Origin of the sequence: Actinoplanes sp. NPDC051861 (genome assembly GCF_040681145.1) — a bacterium.
In the GTDB taxonomy this organism is placed as follows: domain Bacteria; phylum Actinomycetota; class Actinomycetes; order Mycobacteriales; family Micromonosporaceae; genus Actinoplanes.
The window spans coordinates 109,908-125,147 of record NZ_JBFAYE010000015.1; the positions used below are offsets into that span (position 1 = coordinate 109,908).

The 15,240-nt window shown below is 71.4% G+C and carries 16 protein-coding genes; 8 read left to right on the plus strand and 8 right to left on the minus strand.

The window, feature by feature from the left end:
* Positions 1-89: 89 nt before the first annotated feature.
* On the plus strand, positions 90-1,253 hold the full coding sequence (locus tag AB0M02_RS31725) for a cytochrome P450 (RefSeq protein ID WP_364233518.1): 1,164 nt from the start codon (positions 90-92) through the stop codon (positions 1,251-1,253).
* A gap of 560 nt (positions 1,254-1,813) precedes the next feature.
* Here AB0M02_RS31725 and AB0M02_RS31730 read toward each other — a convergent pair.
* Entirely contained in the window at positions 1,814-2,797 is a 984-nt protein-coding gene (locus AB0M02_RS31730) for a hypothetical protein (RefSeq protein ID WP_364233521.1), read from the minus strand.
* A 134-nt stretch (positions 2,798-2,931) separates the two neighbouring features.
* Here AB0M02_RS31730 and AB0M02_RS31735 point away from each other — a divergent pair, with 134 nt between their 5' ends.
* Positions 2,932-3,852 carry a serine hydrolase gene (locus AB0M02_RS31735; protein ID WP_364233523.1) on the plus strand — a complete coding sequence of 307 codons (921 nt, stop codon included), beginning with the start codon at positions 2,932-2,934 and terminating at the stop codon, positions 3,850-3,852.
* On the opposite strand, the gene AB0M02_RS31740 is transcribed toward AB0M02_RS31735, so the two are convergent.
* The 3 genes from AB0M02_RS31740 to AB0M02_RS31750 are packed head-to-tail and all read right to left on the minus strand — an operon-like array spanning position 3,827 to position 5,678.
* The gene (locus tag AB0M02_RS31740) at positions 3,827-4,405 is read right to left on the minus strand and encodes a VTT domain-containing protein (protein ID WP_364233692.1); all 579 of its coding nucleotides are present in this window, start codon (positions 4,403-4,405) and stop codon (positions 3,827-3,829) included. The genes AB0M02_RS31735 and AB0M02_RS31740 overlap by 26 nt on opposite strands.
* Positions 4,405-5,181 (minus strand): MBL fold metallo-hydrolase, encoded by a 777-nt coding sequence (locus AB0M02_RS31745; RefSeq protein WP_364233525.1) that lies wholly within the window; start codon positions 5,179-5,181, stop codon positions 4,405-4,407. Before AB0M02_RS31745 ends, AB0M02_RS31740 begins: the two co-directional genes overlap by 1 nt.
* Positions 5,178-5,678, minus strand: coding sequence for a DUF1990 domain-containing protein (locus AB0M02_RS31750; RefSeq protein WP_364233527.1), 501 nt, complete (start codon positions 5,676-5,678; stop codon positions 5,178-5,180). Before AB0M02_RS31750 ends, AB0M02_RS31745 begins: the two co-directional genes overlap by 4 nt.
* A 62-nt stretch (positions 5,679-5,740) precedes the next feature.
* Here AB0M02_RS31750 and AB0M02_RS31755 point away from each other — a divergent pair, with 62 nt between their 5' ends.
* Genes AB0M02_RS31755 through AB0M02_RS31770 form a run of 4 tightly spaced genes read left to right on the plus strand, consistent with a single transcriptional unit; the run spans position 5,741 to position 9,941 of the window.
* Positions 5,741-6,694, plus strand: a complete 954-nt coding sequence (locus AB0M02_RS31755) for a diacylglycerol kinase family protein (protein WP_364233530.1) — start codon at positions 5,741-5,743, stop codon at positions 6,692-6,694.
* On the plus strand, positions 6,687-7,691 hold the full coding sequence (locus tag AB0M02_RS31760) for a YihY/virulence factor BrkB family protein (RefSeq protein ID WP_364233532.1): 1,005 nt from the start codon (positions 6,687-6,689) through the stop codon (positions 7,689-7,691). Before AB0M02_RS31755 ends, AB0M02_RS31760 begins: the two co-directional genes overlap by 8 nt.
* Before the next feature lie 34 nt (positions 7,692-7,725).
* Positions 7,726-9,195 carry a phosphatase PAP2 family protein gene (locus AB0M02_RS31765; protein WP_364233533.1) on the plus strand — a complete coding sequence of 490 codons (1,470 nt, stop codon included), beginning with the start codon at positions 7,726-7,728 and terminating at the stop codon, positions 9,193-9,195.
* The gene (locus tag AB0M02_RS31770) at positions 9,192-9,941 is read left to right on the plus strand and encodes an endonuclease/exonuclease/phosphatase family protein (protein WP_364233535.1); all 750 of its coding nucleotides are present in this window, start codon (positions 9,192-9,194) and stop codon (positions 9,939-9,941) included. Before AB0M02_RS31765 ends, AB0M02_RS31770 begins: the two co-directional genes overlap by 4 nt.
* On the opposite strand, the gene AB0M02_RS31775 is transcribed toward AB0M02_RS31770, so the two are convergent.
* Positions 9,930-10,418: a GNAT family N-acetyltransferase gene (locus AB0M02_RS31775; protein ID WP_364233536.1), complete on the minus strand. Its 489-nt coding sequence runs from the start codon at positions 10,416-10,418 to the stop codon at positions 9,930-9,932. The genes AB0M02_RS31770 and AB0M02_RS31775 overlap by 12 nt on opposite strands.
* Before the next feature lie 3 nt (positions 10,419-10,421).
* On the opposite strand from AB0M02_RS31775, the gene AB0M02_RS31780 reads away from it, so the two are divergent.
* Positions 10,422-10,931 (plus strand): DinB family protein, encoded by a 510-nt coding sequence (locus AB0M02_RS31780; RefSeq protein WP_364233538.1) that lies wholly within the window; start codon positions 10,422-10,424, stop codon positions 10,929-10,931.
* On the opposite strand, the gene AB0M02_RS31785 is transcribed toward AB0M02_RS31780, so the two are convergent.
* Both AB0M02_RS31785 and AB0M02_RS31790 read right to left on the minus strand, forming a co-directional pair.
* Positions 10,932-12,518, minus strand: a complete 1,587-nt coding sequence (locus AB0M02_RS31785; RefSeq protein ID WP_364233540.1) for a GGDEF domain-containing protein — start codon at positions 12,516-12,518, stop codon at positions 10,932-10,934.
* 95 nt (positions 12,519-12,613) lie between these two features.
* On the minus strand, positions 12,614-14,104 hold the full coding sequence (locus AB0M02_RS31790) for a fibronectin type III domain-containing protein (protein ID WP_364233542.1): 1,491 nt from the start codon (positions 14,102-14,104) through the stop codon (positions 12,614-12,616).
* A 59-nt stretch (positions 14,105-14,163) separates the two neighbouring features.
* On the opposite strand from AB0M02_RS31790, the gene AB0M02_RS31795 reads away from it, so the two are divergent.
* Positions 14,164-15,066, plus strand: coding sequence for a hypothetical protein (locus tag AB0M02_RS31795; protein ID WP_364233545.1), 903 nt, complete (start codon positions 14,164-14,166; stop codon positions 15,064-15,066).
* Here AB0M02_RS31795 and AB0M02_RS31800 read toward each other — a convergent pair.
* Positions 15,061-15,240, minus strand: coding sequence for a DUF4236 domain-containing protein (locus tag AB0M02_RS31800; protein ID WP_364233547.1), 180 nt, complete (start codon positions 15,238-15,240; stop codon positions 15,061-15,063). The two genes, AB0M02_RS31795 and AB0M02_RS31800, sit on opposite strands and share 6 nt — an antisense overlap.

A 15,240-nucleotide genomic window follows, 5' to 3' on the forward strand; every position in this document is an offset into this window, starting at 1 on the left:
CCCGGGGTTGCTGTGGCCGGGGCGGACATCCGCCCGGGGTTGCTGTGGCCGGGGCGGACGTCCGTGCGGGGTTGCTCCACAATCGAGGAATGACCTCTGTCGACAGCGGGCGGAAAGTGGACCGCGGCGAGCGGGAGCCCGGGTGCCCGGTTCGGGTTGATGGTGACGGTGTGTGGCATATCCAGGACTACGCCACCGCGCGGCAGTTTCTGCGGCACACCGACACGCGGCAGGCCGGGCTCGGCATCGAGAACGCGTTGCGGCTGCAGGACCGGATGCGGCTGCCGGTGCTCTACCGTGACGGCGCCGAGCATCGTGAGCATCGGCGGCAGACGGCCAAGTACTTCACGCCGCGGCGGGTCGAGTCGGCGTACCGGGACCTGATGCACCGCCTCGCCGACGAACAGTGCGAGGTGCTGCGGCGCCGCGGCGCGGCCGACCTGTCGTCGCTCTCCTTCCACCTGGCCGTCGCTGTCGCCGCCGAGGTGGTCGGCCTGACCGACAGCCGTGGTGACATGGCCCGGCGCCTCGACCGCTTCTTCCGCGTCCCCGACCCGAACGCACGCGGCCTGCGCGCCGCGCGCCAGAAGGCGTTCAACAACTTCACGGTGTTCGCCTTCTTCTGGCGCGACGTGCGCCCGGCCATCGCCGCCCGCCGCCGCACCCGCCGCGACGACCTGATCTCGCACCTCATCGACGAGGGCTGCACGGCGCCGGAGATCCTCGGCGAGTGCGTCACGTTCGCCGCCGCCGGAATGGTCACCACGCGCGAATTCATCTCCGTGGCCGCCTGGCACCTGCTCACCGACGAGGCGCTCCGGGACCGTTACGTGACCGGCGACGAGACTGAACGCGTCGCCCTCCTCCACGAGATCCTGCGTCTCGAGCCGGTCGTCGCCGACCTGCTCCGCTGGACCACCGCCGACGTCACCCTGGGCGACGTCACGATCCCCTCCGGCGCCAAGGTCGACGTCGGAGTCGCCGCCGCCAACCTGGACACCGGCGCCGTCGGCCCCGAACCGGCCGCGGTCTGCCCCGGCCGCCCTCTGTCCGACGGCGTCGCCGACGCGGGCCTCTCCTTCGGCGACGGCGCCCATCGGTGCCCCGGCGCCTACATCGCCATCCAGGAGACCGACATCTTCCTGAGCAAACTCTTCGCCATGCCGAACCTGCGCCTCATCCAGGAACCAACCGTCACGCTGCGCCCGGACATCGCCTCCTACGAACTGAAAGGCATGATCCTGGCCGCCTAGCGCCCCAGCCCGCCAGCCCCGCGCGCCCGCTGCCTGCCACGAACGCGCGGCGAGGCCGAACTCCACACACACGCCCGCACGCTCGACCGCGTGTGGAGTTGGGGTGCGCAGGGAGGCCGAACTCCACACGCACGCCCGCGCGCTTGACCGTGTGTGGAGTTGGGGTGCGTGGGGAGGCTGAACTTCACACGCACGCCCGCGCGCTTGACCGTGTGTGGAGTTGGGGTGCGTGGGGAGGCTGAACTTCACACGCACGTCCGGGCGTTCGACCGTGTGTGGAGTTGGGGTGCGCAGGGAGGCCGAACTTCACACGCACGTCCGCGCGTTCGACCGTGTGTGGAGTTGGGGTGCGTGGGGAGGCTGAACTTCACACGCACGTCCGCGCGTTCGACCGTGTGTGGAGTTGGGGTGCGCAGGGAGGTCGAACTCCACGCATGCCCGGACGCTTGGCTGGGTGTGGAGTTGGGGTGTGGGGGGAGGCTGAACTTCACACGCATGCCCGGGCGCTTGGCTGGGTGTGGAGTTGGGGTGTGGGGGGAGGCTGAACTACACACGCGGGGTTAGTCGTTTACGCGTTCTTCGCCTCGGCGGCGGAGGAGTTTGAGGCCGGGTAGGCCGGCGATTGCCAGGTGGAGGTCCTCGGTTACCTCGAGGAGTTTGTGGAGGTCCGGGCCGACCTGGTCGAGTTTGCTCAGGAGTGGCATCACGTCGTTGATCAGGTGGTTCTGGAGCACGGGTAGTTGGTCGACCATGCGGATGGCCGCGGTCACCTCGTCCGGTGTCAGCTCGCTGACGAAGCGGGCGGCGAGCGGGGCGGCCTGGCGCAGCGCCGGGGTGTAGTCGTTGAGCAGGTCGGTGGCCTCGGTGGCGGCGGCGTCGGCGCGGGCGACCACGGCGTCGGCGCGGTCGGCGACGGCGGAGGCGGTCGTGACGATCTCGCGGGCGGCTCCGGTCAGGCCGGCCACGTCGGTGATGGCGCCGGACGCTGCGGTGGTGATCGCGCCGACGTCGGTGATGGCTCGGCTGGCGGCGGTGGTGACGCCGGAGACCTCGGCGATGGCCTGGTTGGCCGCGGCGGTGATGGCGGAGGCTTCGGAGACGACGGTCGTGGCGGCGGAAGTGATGGCCGTCACATCGGAGATGGTGGCCGAGGCGTCGCCGACGACCACGCCGGCTGCCTCGGCGGTGAGGGACGCGCGGCGTACCAACTCTGCGGCAGCCGCGGAGATCGCGGTCGCCTCCTCCACGGTGACCGTCGCCGCGGTCGCGATGGCCCGGGCGTCGGCGACCGTCGACTCGGCGGCGGATGCCACCAGGGTGACCCGCTTGATCAGGTCCTCGGCGTTGCCGACGGCCAGGTTGACCCGGTTGAGCAGCAGTTCCGCCTGGCTTATCAGGCCCACCGCCCGCACCGGAACGGTCGCCGCGGCCGCGGCCGTCTCGATCACCCGGCCGGCCGCGGCCCGCGTCAGGTCCACCGCGGCGCCGGGAACGGCGAGCGCGGCGCGGGTCAGGTCGATGGCGCGGGACACGAGAAAGGACATGTCTCCATTCTGCGCCCGGTTCGCACCCCGCGTTCGGTCACGGACGGTGCCGGTACCACAGCCGTGGGTCGAAAGTCTGAAATACACAGCAATCCGGGCGGCATCGGCGGTCGCGAACACGGCAGTATGCATGGGTGCGACGTACCCGGAACCTGATCCTGACGATGGCCGCCGTCGGAATTCTCGGCGGTTCGATCCTCGTGGCCAAGGGGATGATCGACGACGGCGCCGGTGACGCCGGGAGCGTCTTCACGTCCGGCACCGTGGCGGACGCGGCGCCGACGGCCTCGCCGACGCCAACCGGGCCGAGCCCGGAGGAACTGGCCGCGCAGGAGCGGCAGAAGCGGGTCAAGGCGCTCGACTCGGCGCTGAAGAAGTATGCGGCGAACAAGCCGGAATTCTCGGTCGCGGTGCTGGACCGCAAGACCGGAGAGACGTACGCGTACCGCGGCGACGAACGCTACGAGACCGCCAGTGTCGTCAAGGTGCAGGTGCTCGCGTGTCTGCTGCTCACCGCGCAGGACGACGGCCGCAAGCTGACCTCGAGCGAGAAGTCGCTGGCCGACAAGATGATCCGTTACAGCGACAACGACTCGACCACCTCGCTCTTCGTCAAGCTCGGGAAGGCGAGCGCGATCAGCGCCTGCAACAAGCGGCTCGGGCTGACCCAGACGAAGGTGTCCAGTTCGTGGGGCCTGACCCGGACCACCGTGAAGGATCAGGTGCACCTGCTCACCGAGCTGGTCGACGACAAGAGCGAGCTGAACGAGGCCTCCCGGGCGTACGCGGACAAGCTCATGAGCACCGTCGTCGAGGATCAGGACTGGGGTGTCCCGGCCGCCGCCAAGACCGGCGAGAACAGCACGGTGAAGAACGGCTGGCTCCCGCGCTCGACCGAGAACAACCTCTGGATCATCAACACGGTCGGCCGGGTGACCGGCGACGACACCGACGTCTCGATCGCGGTTCTCTCGCACACCAACCAGTCGATGAACAGCGGCATCGCGCTGGTGGAGAAGGTCGCGAAACTCACCCGGGCGCAGTTGAAGTACTAGGCGACTCGCGCCTCTTGTTCCACCAGGTCAGGGCCTGGTTGACGATCAGGATGAGCACGATCGCGGCGACGACGCCCTGCCAGGGTTCGGGGAAGATGGAGCCGCCGGCGAGGCCGATCGTGGCGTAGACGCCGGACCAGAGAGCGCAGGCCGGCGCGTTGGCGACCACGAACGTACGCCAGGACAGGCCCACGAAGGCGGCCGCCAGCAGCACCGGGACCCGCCCGCCCGGTATCAGGCGGGAGACCAGCAGGACCGGCACCTGTTTCGCCTTGAGCCGCTCCTTCACGTTGCCGAGGTGTTCCTCGTCGCGCAGCCAGCGCAGCCGCCGGGCGAGTTGCTCCCCGCCGAAGCGGCACATCGCGTACATCACCAGGTCGCCCACGTACGCCCCGGCGGCGCCGGCCGCGACCACGAAGCCGATGGTGAACGGGTGCTCGTGGAAGGCGAGCGCGGCCGCACCGCTGACCGCCGCCCCGGTCGGCACGATCGGCACGATGGCGCCGAATCCCACGACCACGAAGAGCCACCCGAGGGCGGCCAGGGTGTCCATCACGCGGGCGGCTCCAGGGTGAGGCTCTCGCCGTGGGCCAGCACCCGTACCCGGGTGTCCGGCGACGTACGCGCGGCGTGCTCGGCGAACTGGTTGCCCGGCTCGGAGAACATGTAGCGCCGCACCCGTCCGAATCCGATCGGCCACAGTGTGCCGTAGTGCACCGGCACCGCCCAGGACGACTTGACCCGGCGCAGCGCCTCGGCGCCGTCCTCCGGGTCGAGGTGGCCGTGCGACTTCAGCGTGGGACCCCAGCCGCCGACCGGGATCAGCGCCAGGTCGAGCGGCCCGAGGTCGCTCATCTCGTCGAACAGGCCGGTGTCGCCGGCGAACCACGTCCGCGACGCGCCCTCGATCACGAAACCGATGGCCAGGGCGCGGTCGCGGGACCAGGGGCCACGGGCACCGTCATGCTTGGCGGGCACCGCGCGTACGCGTACCCCCGAAATGGTCGTGTCCTCGCCCGGCGCAAGCTCCACGCAGCGCTCAGCTACCGACCGGCCCAGGTTCTTGACCGCGAACGACCGCGCGCCGCGCGGCATGATCAGCAACGGCTCGCCGGGGACCGCGCGCACCGAGGCCACGTGGAAGTGATCCGCGTGCAGGTGCGAGAGCAGAACCGCGTCCGGCGGGTCGGCCAGCGTGGGCACCGGACCGGCCATCCGGCGCAGGTGAGCGAGGCGCCCGGTCAGCAGAGGGTCGGTGAGCAGCGTGACGCCCGAGTCGGCGAGTGACACCGTGCTGTGGCCCCACCAGGTGACCGAAGTCGTGCTCACCCGGCAACGGTACCGAGCCGGCGCACCGCACGGCCGCAGAGGCGGGCGTAGAGATGCTGGAAGAGCACCGCGACGGGACCGCCGAGGCGCATCAGGGTGGTCGCCGGGCGGCTGAACGCGGTGACCGAGAACCACACCTGGTCCCGCTCGTCGCGCTCGACCAGGAACGCCTCCTCGCCGCTGGCCGGGTGCCCGGCGCGAGTGCCGTACCCGAAACCGGCCCGTCCGCTCTCCTGGACCGTCCAGACCACCTCGCAGGGTGCGCGCAACGGCCCGAGCCCGACGGTCAGCCTCGCGCCCGGCGTGGCCCGTGCGGCGTCGGTGGTGATCCGCGCGCCGGTGGCCCGGTGCATCCCGAACGTGAGGACTGCCTCACCGGCACGGGTGAAAACCGCTTCGCCGGTACCGATCCGGGTGCGGTAGCGCAGGTGGCGATATCCGGCGGGGAGGCTTCCGGTCCGGGTGGAACCCACTTCGGGGTACGTCAGTTCGGTCACCCGAACCAGTGTGCGCGATTCTCGGGTCGCCGGTCGGAACGGGCTCCGTCACACTGATGCACGTGACAGGACCCCGCTCCGCCGTCGTGGTGAACCCCACCAAGGTGCCCGATCTCGATCAGTTGCGGCACGTCGTCGGCGAAGCGCTCACGAAGGCGGGCTGGCCGGCCCCGAAGTGGTACTCGACCACGCCCGAGGATCCCGGCCGCGGGCAGGCCAAGCAGGCGGTCGCCGACGGAGCCCGGCTGGTCTTCGCGTGCGGCGGCGACGGCACGGTCACCTCTGTGGTGACGGCGCTGGCCGGCAGCGACGTGGCGTTGGCCGTGCTGCCGGCCGGCACCGGCAACCTGCTCGCGGCCAACCTGGGACTCGGCACCGACCCGGAGACCGGGCTGGAGGTGGCACTGGAGGGTGGCCGGCGCCGCATCGACGTCGGCGTGATCGGCGACCGGTGCTTCGTGGTGATGGCCGGGATGGGCTTCGACGCGCAGATGCTGGAGGGCACCTCCGAGCGGGCGAAGAAGCACATCGGCTGGCTGGCGTACCTCCACGGCGGTGCCAAGCACCTGCTGGACCGCCCGATGCGGGCCCGGATCCGGCTGGACGGCGGCCCGCCGATGCCCCGGCGACCGCGCGCGGTGATCGTCGGCAACGTGGGCCGCCTGCAGGGTGGCGTGCGGCTGCTCAGCAAGGCCGAGCCGGACGACGGCAAGCTTAACGTGGCCATCCTTAGCCCGGCGAACCTGGCGCACTGGGCGGCGCTGGTCTGGGCTGTGGTCAGCCGGCGCGACCGGATCCCGCTGATGGAGACGTACACCGCCCAGCGGGTGGAGATCTACAGCAACCGGGCGCAGGCCCGGCAGCTCGACGGTGACCTGATCGCACCGGGCAAGGCAATGAAGATCCACGTCCGGCCGCGCGCGCTGCTGCTCTGCGTGCCGCAGCCTGACTCCGACCCGGACCTGGCGTACGACGCCAGTGCCGTGGCCGAGCGTGCGGAGAAACTGCGTGAGTAGCACTGAGCCAGTCCCGGAGACCGTGATGATGCCGGGGGACACCCTCTCGGCGGACGACGCCTTCCACGCCCTGCGGCACTACGGCGGATGGCCGCTGCTGCGTGACGCGTTCATCCGGTTCCGGTACGGCGACGGGTTCAGCCACTCCCGCGCGTTCGCGTTGCAGCTCTGCCTGGCGATCGTGCCGTTCCTGATCGCGCTCTCCGGCCTCGCCACCGACCTGGGCGTCGAGGAGGGCGGCCAGATCGTCGCGGACACCGTGATCGCGCTGACGCCCGGCGCCAGCGAGCCGGTGGTCCGCGAGCTGCTGGACGGCGGTGAGCGTACCGAGGAGGCCGGTGAGCTGGCCCTCGCCCTCGGTATGATCACCGGCCTCGTGGCGCTGACCATGGCGATGGCGCAGATCGAGCGCGGCGCCAACCGGATCTACGGGGTGGAGCGCGACCGGCCCGCCCTGTACAAGTACGTCCGTGCCGCCACGCTCGCGCTGGTCGCCGGCCTGCCCGCGCTCTTCGGCTTCCTGCTGCTCGTGGCCGGCCGCACCGCCGGGAACTCGGCGCAGAAACATTGGGGCATCTCGGACGGGTTGCGCGTGGCCTGGGACGTGGTTCGCTGGCCGCTCAGCCTGCTGCTCATCGTCTTCGCCGTCGGCCTGCTCTTCCGCTATTCGGTACGCCGCAAACAGCCCGCCCTCTCCTGGCTGCTGTTCGGCGCGGTCGTCTCCACGGTCCTGTGGTGGCTGGCCAGCCTCGCCCTCGCGGGGTACGTGCGGGTCAGCGACTCCTTCGGCGCGACCTACGGCCAGCTGACCGCGATCATGGCGCTGCTGGTCTGGGCCAACCTCACCGGCATCGCGCTCTTCCTCGGTCTCGCCTTCGCCGCCCAGCTGGAGGCGCGCCGGGTGGGTGCGCCGCCCGCTCTGGAGGACCACTGGGAGCCGGGCACGGACATCCCGGCTCAACGCGAACCCGGTGTACCGGCCGAACCGACCGGGTAAGAACGGCGCACCCCCCGACATTTGGGAGTGCCCCGTGACCGATGACAACCGTGTGGTGGAACGTTCCGGCTGGGCGCCGGTGCGGCACTTCGCCGAACGCAGCGTGCTCGGCCTGATCGTCGTGGTCCTGTTCGGCCTCGCGTTCGGCGTGCTTCTGGTGCTGGTCCGATTCCACTGGAGCCCGCTCGCGGACCTGGACCGGTCCGTCGCCGACGGCCTCAACCGCTGGGCCTCCGGCTCGGACGGCGTGGTCGGCGTGCTCAAACAGATCTCCTCGTTCGGCGGGCGCGGCTTCATGATCCCGCTGGTCGCGGTGCTGACCGTGATGCTGCTGGCCCGCCGCCGTCCCCGCCCGGCGATCTACCTGGTGGTCACGGGCGCCGGTGCGCTGCTGCTCGACCCGTCGCTGAAGGCGCTGGTCGGCCGGCTGCGCCCGGTGGTCGAGGTGCCGGTGGCGACGGCGCCGGGCAACAGCTTCCCGAGCGGGCACGCGCTCGGCTCGATGGTCGTCTACGGGATGATCGTGCTGGTCTTCCTGGCCGCGGTCCGCCGGCCGTGGCGGCCGGTGCTGATCGGGGTGGCGGCGCTGCTGGTCGCGGCGATCGGATTCACCCGCATCGCGCTGGGCGTGCACTTCCTCTCCGACGTTCTCGCCGGGTGGCTGCTCGGGCTGGCGTGGATCAGCGTCACGGCGTACGCGTTCCGCATCTGGCGCCGCGAGGCGGGTCACTCCACCCCGCCGATCACCGCGGGCCTCGAGCCGGAGTCCGGACCCGACCTGCGCATCGCCCCCGCCGAGGGTGCTGTCCTGCCGCACCCGTGGGCCAAGGGCGCCGAGATCCTGGTCGGCTGGGTCTTCGTGTTCGGGCTGCTCTACGTCGTCGGTTACTCGGTGACGCGCTGGACGCCCGGCTTCGACGTGAGCTTCGTCGAGTGGTTGCAGGGATTCCGTACGCCGTCCCTGGACGACCTGAGCCATTTCTGGAGCAAGGCCGGCGACACCCACACGATCCTGGCCGTCTCGCTGATCTTCTGCTCCCTGGCGCTGGCCTTCTGGCGGCAGTGGCGGCCCGTCCTGTTCCTCGCCCTCACGATGATCGGCGAGCTGACGCTGTTCCTCTGCGCCGCCGCGGCGACCGGCCGCCCCCGCCCGCCGGTCGAGCAGCTCGACGGCCAGATGCCGACGTCGTCGTTCCCGTCCGGCCACATCGCCGCGACCATGTGCCTCTGGACCGCCATCGCGATCATCGCGATGGCCCGCATCCGCCGGCCGTGGCGCTGGATCTTCCCGGCCCTCGCGGTCCTGATGCCGCTGGGGGTGGCGCTGTCCCGCATGTACCGCGGCATGCACCACCCCACGGACATGATGGGCGCGGCCCTGCTCACGGCTGCGTGGATCACGGTCCTGTGGTTCACGATCCGTCCCAACGCGCACGCCGAGACCGCTTCGGAGGCCGCCGTGGAGGCGGCGCAGGTCGCCCGGCCGTTGGAGCCCGCCAGGTGACGCTGCGGCTGATGACCTGGAACATCCTGAACGGGGGAGGGTCCCGCCTGCCGGCGATCACCGAGGTGGTCGCGGGGGAGCGTCCGGACCTGCTCACGTTGCAGGAGCTGCGGGGGTTCCCGCTGGAGTCGTTCGCGGCGGCGGTCGGGATGACGCCGCACCGGGCGCGGTCGGCCTTCGGGCAGCCGGTCGCGGTCCTGGTGCGGCCGCCGCTCTCGATCTCCCACCGGTCCGCCGTCACGTGGCGTCTGCACCATGCGGCGGCGGTGGTCGAGGTCGGCCGTCTCACGGTGATCAGCACCCATCTCAACCCGCACAACCCGCACCGGCGGATGCGGGAGGCGCGGTGGCTGGCGGCCCGGTATGCGGGCCCGAACCTGCTCCTGGCGGGCGATCTGAACGGGTTCGACCCACACAGCGATCACTCGGCTGTGCTGGCGTCGATGCCGCATCTCTATCGTCGCCGCCATCTGCGCGGGGATGGCAGCCCTGACGTGCGAGCGGTGGCCGCTTTCGAGGCGGCTGGTCTGGTCGACCTGTTCCGGGTGGCCGGGAAAGGCGAGGCGGAGACGGTGCCGACGGCTGGGCTGGTGGGCAAGGAGTTCGGCGCCAGCCGCCTTGATTACATCTTCGGGGGTACGGAGACAGCGGCGCGCGCGACCGACATGCGCGTCCTGCGGAACGAGCTCACGGACTCGGCCTCCGACCACTACCCGGTCCGCGTGGACCTGGACCTAGAGACGTAGCTCCAGGGTGAGTTCGTCGCGGAGGGGGATGCCGTAGTGGCCCTCCTGCGGTACGAACGGTTTCCTCTCGCGGACCAGGTCGAGGGCGTCGGGCGTCACGGCGACGATTCGCAGGCCGCGGCGCTGGTAGAAGCGGAGGGCGTCGAGGTTGTCGTTTGTGGTGATCAGCCAGAGGCGGTGCAGGCCGGACTCGCGGGCCAGGTCGATCGCCGCGGTCAGCAGGGCTGTGCCGGCGCCGGTGTGGCGGGCTGGGGCGTCCAGGGTCACGACTTCCAGGGTGTCGTCGGTGAGGTGGTAGGTGAGCAGGCCGGCCACGGCGCCGTCGCGTTCGGCGATGAGGGCCGGCAGGCGGGCGGCGTTGTACTCGACGCCGTGGCCGATCACGATGGTTCCGCCCCAGGACGTGGTGAGGATGTGCTCGACGGCGGGCTGGTCGGCCTCGGTCGCCTTTCGTACGTGTACGTCACCGATACTCACGCCATGAGTATGGAGTTTCCCACCCCGATGGAGCCCGCCTCCGGCCGTGCCGAGGTCTTCGTCCGGTATCTCGACTTCTACCGGGAGACGCTGCTGGCGAAGGTGGCGCAGCTGCCCGAGACGGAGTTGCGGACGAGCCGCCTGCCGTCCGGGTGGACGCCGCTGGAGCTGGTCAAGCACCTGCGCTGGGTGGAGCTGCGCTGGATCGAGTGGGGTTTCCAGGGCGGGGAGGTGGCCGATCCGTGGGGTGACCGGAAGGACGACCGGTGGTACGTCGCGCCGGAGGAGACGGCGGCGAAGCTGATCGAGGAGCTGCGGCGGCAGGGTGAGGTCACGGCGGCGGCGTTCACCGGCACCGACCTGGACACGGTCGGGCGCCCCGGCCCGCGGTGGGACGGCGAGGCGCCGCCCACGCTGGAGCGGATCGGCTTCCACCTGCTGCAGGAGTACGCACGGCACGCCGGGCACCTGGACATCGTCGTGGAGCTGGCGGGCGGTCCGACCGGGGAGTGACTACAGGGTCAGGTCGGCGATCACCCGGTCGCGGCCGCTGCGCTTGGCGGCGTACAGGTTGCGGTCGGCCTGGGAGAGCAGGGCGGCGAAGGCGCCGCGGCCGTCCGGTGTCGTACTGGTGATGCCGATGCTGGTGGTCACCGGGAGCGTGCCGGTGACCGGCTCCCAGGGGTGTGCCCGGATTCGGAGCCGGAGCCGTTCGCAGCGCAGGGCCGCCTCCCGGGCGTCGATGCCGGGGAAGACCAGCAGGAACTCCTCGCCGCCCATCCGGGCGGCGATGCCCTGGCCGGTGGCGGCCTCCTCGAGCAGGGTGGCGATCTGCTGCAGCACGGTGTCGCCGGTGGCGTGCGAGAGCGTGTCGTTGACGCGCTTGAAGTGGTCCAGGTCGATGATGGCGAGCGAGAGCGGCCGGCGGTGGGTCTCCGCCTCCAGCAGCAGGGCGGGCACCCGCTCGTTGACGTAGCGGCGGTTGTAGAGGCCGGTCAGCGCGTCCCGGTGGGCCATCTCGCGGAAGTGCTCGCTGTCGCGGCGGGCCTCGGTCGCCTCGAAGACGGCCTGCAGCGCCCGGGCGCGGGCGTCGCGCTGCGCCGAGTGCTGGGCGGTGGCGGCGGCGTGGAAGGCGCGGTGCTCCTCGTACGCCTCCGCGAACCGCCCCGTGGCCGCGTAGATCGCCGCCTGCTCCTCCCGTACGCGCGCACCGACCGCGACCAGTTCCCGGTCCTCACAGAGCTGCCGGCACGTGTCCAGCGCCGCCTGCGCGTCGTCGAACCGCTCGTCGAGCCGCCTCGCCAGGGTGAGGGTGAGCAGGCACTCGGCCACCGCGTCGCCCTCGAACGCCACGACCCGCGCGTCCAGCACCGGCGCCAGGGTCGCCTCGACCGCGGTGAACCCGCCGCTCATCATCTCGACCCGGGCCATCGTGTCGAGCTGGTTGGCGCCGAACGCCGTGCCCTGACGGGCGTGGATCTCGCGCATCTGCTCGACCAGCATCCGGGCGGACGGCTCGTCGTCCAGCTCGAACGCGCTGTACGCCAGATTGTTGAGCACCAGCATGGTGAGCTCGTGGTCGCCGGCGGTCGCCGCCAGCGCGAGAGCCTCCTGAGCGCGTTGCTCGCCGTCCATCGGTGAGCCGCCCTCCTCCAGGGCCACCGACAGCGTCATCAGGTGCCGCGCCCGGATCGTCGGCGAGGTGTCCTCGGGCAGCAGAGCAACGCCCTGCACCGCGTGGGTGAGGGCGTCGGAGAAGTCGCCGACCGCGCGATAGAAGATTGAGAGTTCCCGGTGGGCGCGGGCCAGGACGTACGGGGCGTGGTTCTCCTCGGCCCAGGCGCGCACCTGGAGCGCGAGCCGGCCCGCCTCACCGGTCCGGCCGTCGCGCAGCAGGGCGCCCGCACGCAGCAGGACGGCACGCTGGACCAGGTCGGGTGCGCCCAGCTCCTCGGCCTGCTGGCGGAGCTCGCTGGCGGGCACGAGAACGGTGCGGAACTGTGAGAGCGGACGGTTCTCGAGTTCCGCGATCGCGGATTCGAGCGCACCGTACTCAGGACGCAGTCCGGTGGGGACACAGCTCGCCGTCTCGGTCGTCACTGTCCCTACTTCCTGTAGTCGCCGTGACGATTCAGCGTGTGGTTCGTCGGTGGCGGGCCGGGTCGCCGCGGGTTGCGAAGCGGTTGCTTCCGCCCTCATCGGCTGGTGCAGACCGGACTTGAGGCCACCACCCGATTCGGCGAATATCGCACCGCCACGGTGAAGCAGTAGTTCAGCTGTTCGTTGAGGCTGTAGACGACGAAGTCGGAGGCGCCGCCCGGCAGCTCCTGGAACTTGCGGGGCGTGTCGCCGGCGCGGCCGCCGGAGATCAGGACGGGACCGTCGGCGTCGCCCGGATATTTCCACTGAAGTGTCACGTTGTCCCGGTTGTCCCGGAGCTGGACGTCCAGCGGTGCACCCGCGGCGGCGCTCGGGGCGAGCGACGCGGGCGCGGTGGGGGCCGCCGTGGACGCCGTGAAGGTCTCCGTGGCACCGTCGGCGTCCGGCAGGGTCAGGATGACAACGGCGGCGGCCGCGGCGACCCCGCCCGCGAGCACCACGGCGAGCAGCACCGGGTGGGTGCCCCGGCGCTTCTCCGGCTGGTCGGTGCGTACCGGGAGACGGCGTGAGTTCGGCGGGTCGGTGAGCGTGCTGGCCCGAGCGGTGCCGACCGGCGGCGACCCGTAGTCGGGCGCGCGGTACCCGGGCAGCGGCGGGGGAGTGTCGGCTCGGGCGTGCCGTCCGGTCAGATCGCCGGGCGAGCGGTGCACGTCGCTGAGATAGAGCGGCTGCTGGTAGACGGTGCCGTTGGGGTCGGTCGCCCGGTTGTCCGCCGGCGGCAGGTCGGAGTAGCCGAACGACCCGGTCGGATCGGTGGGCTGCTCGTCGGGATCCGGGACGGTCGGGCGGCGGGGGAACGGGCGGAACGTGTCGCCGGTCTGTTCCCGGGTGCCGCAGGTGTGCCGCCCGGAGGCCTTGCCGCGGAGCAGGGCGGCCGTCTGCCGGGCCAGGGGATGTTCGGCGGGCAGGTAGCGGCCGCTGAGCTCGTTCGCCAGCTCCAGGTGCTCGCGTGCCTCAGCGTCGCGGCCGCAGTCACGCTCCATCGCGCCGAGGCGGGCGAGCATCTTGATGCCGGCGGGTGCGGCGTCGCCGTACACCTCGCGGTGGTGCCGCCAGGCGCGGGACAGCCGTGCCCGGGCCGTGGCGCACTGGCCGGCGGCGTGCTCGGCGATGGCCAGGTCGGCGTCGGCGGCCAGCACGCGCGGCGACTCCGGACCGTCCACCCGGGCCAGTTCGGCGACCAGGCCGTGATAGACGGTCGCGGCGCGGCTGTGCTGGCCGATCAGCTGCAGGACGGCCGCGTGGGTGGCCGCGGCGGCGATGGTGCGCTCGTCGCGCGGGCCGTGCAGGCGCTCCTCGGCGGAGTGCGCGAAAGCGGCCCACAGCCGGGCCGACTCGGGGTCGCCCAGCGCGATCAGGACCCGGGCGTGCAGCGCCGCGGCGACCGCGAGGTCGGCGGTGGCCTTGCGCGGGTCGGCGTTCGCGGCGCGCAGCGCGTCGTCCAGAACGGCCCGGGCACCCACGAGATCGCCGGCCGACGTCATCGTCTGGGCCTGCGCGGTCAGTTCAGCGAGCGGAGGAGCCATGTATCTCATAGTGCTCGGCCGGATACCGTAGGTACAAGTTAGACCTGATACAAAGAGTCATGTCCCCGATAGCCACCGTCAAACGCGAGCTGCTGGTCCGCCGGCTTCAGGCCTGGGCTGCCGGCGCGCTGCACCACGCCCGGCGAGCGATCTACGTGCACGGATACGCCGACGCTGACGGTGGTGAAGCGGCCGAGGCAGCGGTTCGGGTGCTCGCCGACCTGCCCGATCTGGCCCGCGGACGAGAACTGTCCATGGTGGTGCTGGGCGATGACGTGACCGGATTCACCGGCCGGCTGGCCGAGGCACAGCGCGACGCGGGCGCCGGCGCGGGGCTCGCGGTGCTGCCGATCGGCGGTGGGACGAACGATCGGTTGCCGGTGGCGCTGCGGGCGGCGGGCGCGTCACGCGTACCCATGCTGGCTTTTCTTGACGCAACGGCCGCGACTGAACCGCCTGGCGTGCCGACGCTGGCGGCCGTGGCCGGCGGAAAGCCGGCGGAGATCCTGCTGGTGCTGCCGCCCGGCACCTCGGTCGAACCCTGTCGGGAAGCGGGATTTCCGCTGGTCACGTCGGCGGAGCTGGCAACCGGGACGGAACCCGGCGAGGTGGTGGCTTTCGCCACCACCTCGGCCAAGAGCCTGGAGAGTTTCAAGGAGGCACTCTGGGCGGTGGACGAGTTCGCAGGGGTACGCCTACGCGACCCGGCCGATCCGGAGCGCCACCTGATCGACATCTCGCTGCGGCCGCACCCGGGTCCACTTCGCCGGGAACTGCTCGCCCACCTGGCCCAGGTGGGCACCGCGACGGTGACGCAGTTGCGCACGTTCGCCCTGACCGAGACGGTCTATCGGGCGGCCGACGCGACCCGGGTGCTGCACACGCTCGTGGACACCGGCGCTGTCGTCCGGCGGCCGGAGCACGGGCGGCTCGGCGGTGATGTCGAGATCACCGCGTCATGACCGGGACTTGTCCTGCTTCCAGGAGATCGGGCCGGGCAGGTCGTAGCGGTGCGCGCGGGTCTTGGAGTTCCACGACCAGCGGCCGATCTTGAAAGTCCACGAGGAGTAGCCGTTCTCGGTGAAGTTCAGGATCAGGGGGCCGAACTTCTTACGGCTGCGGAACACGAGTCCCAT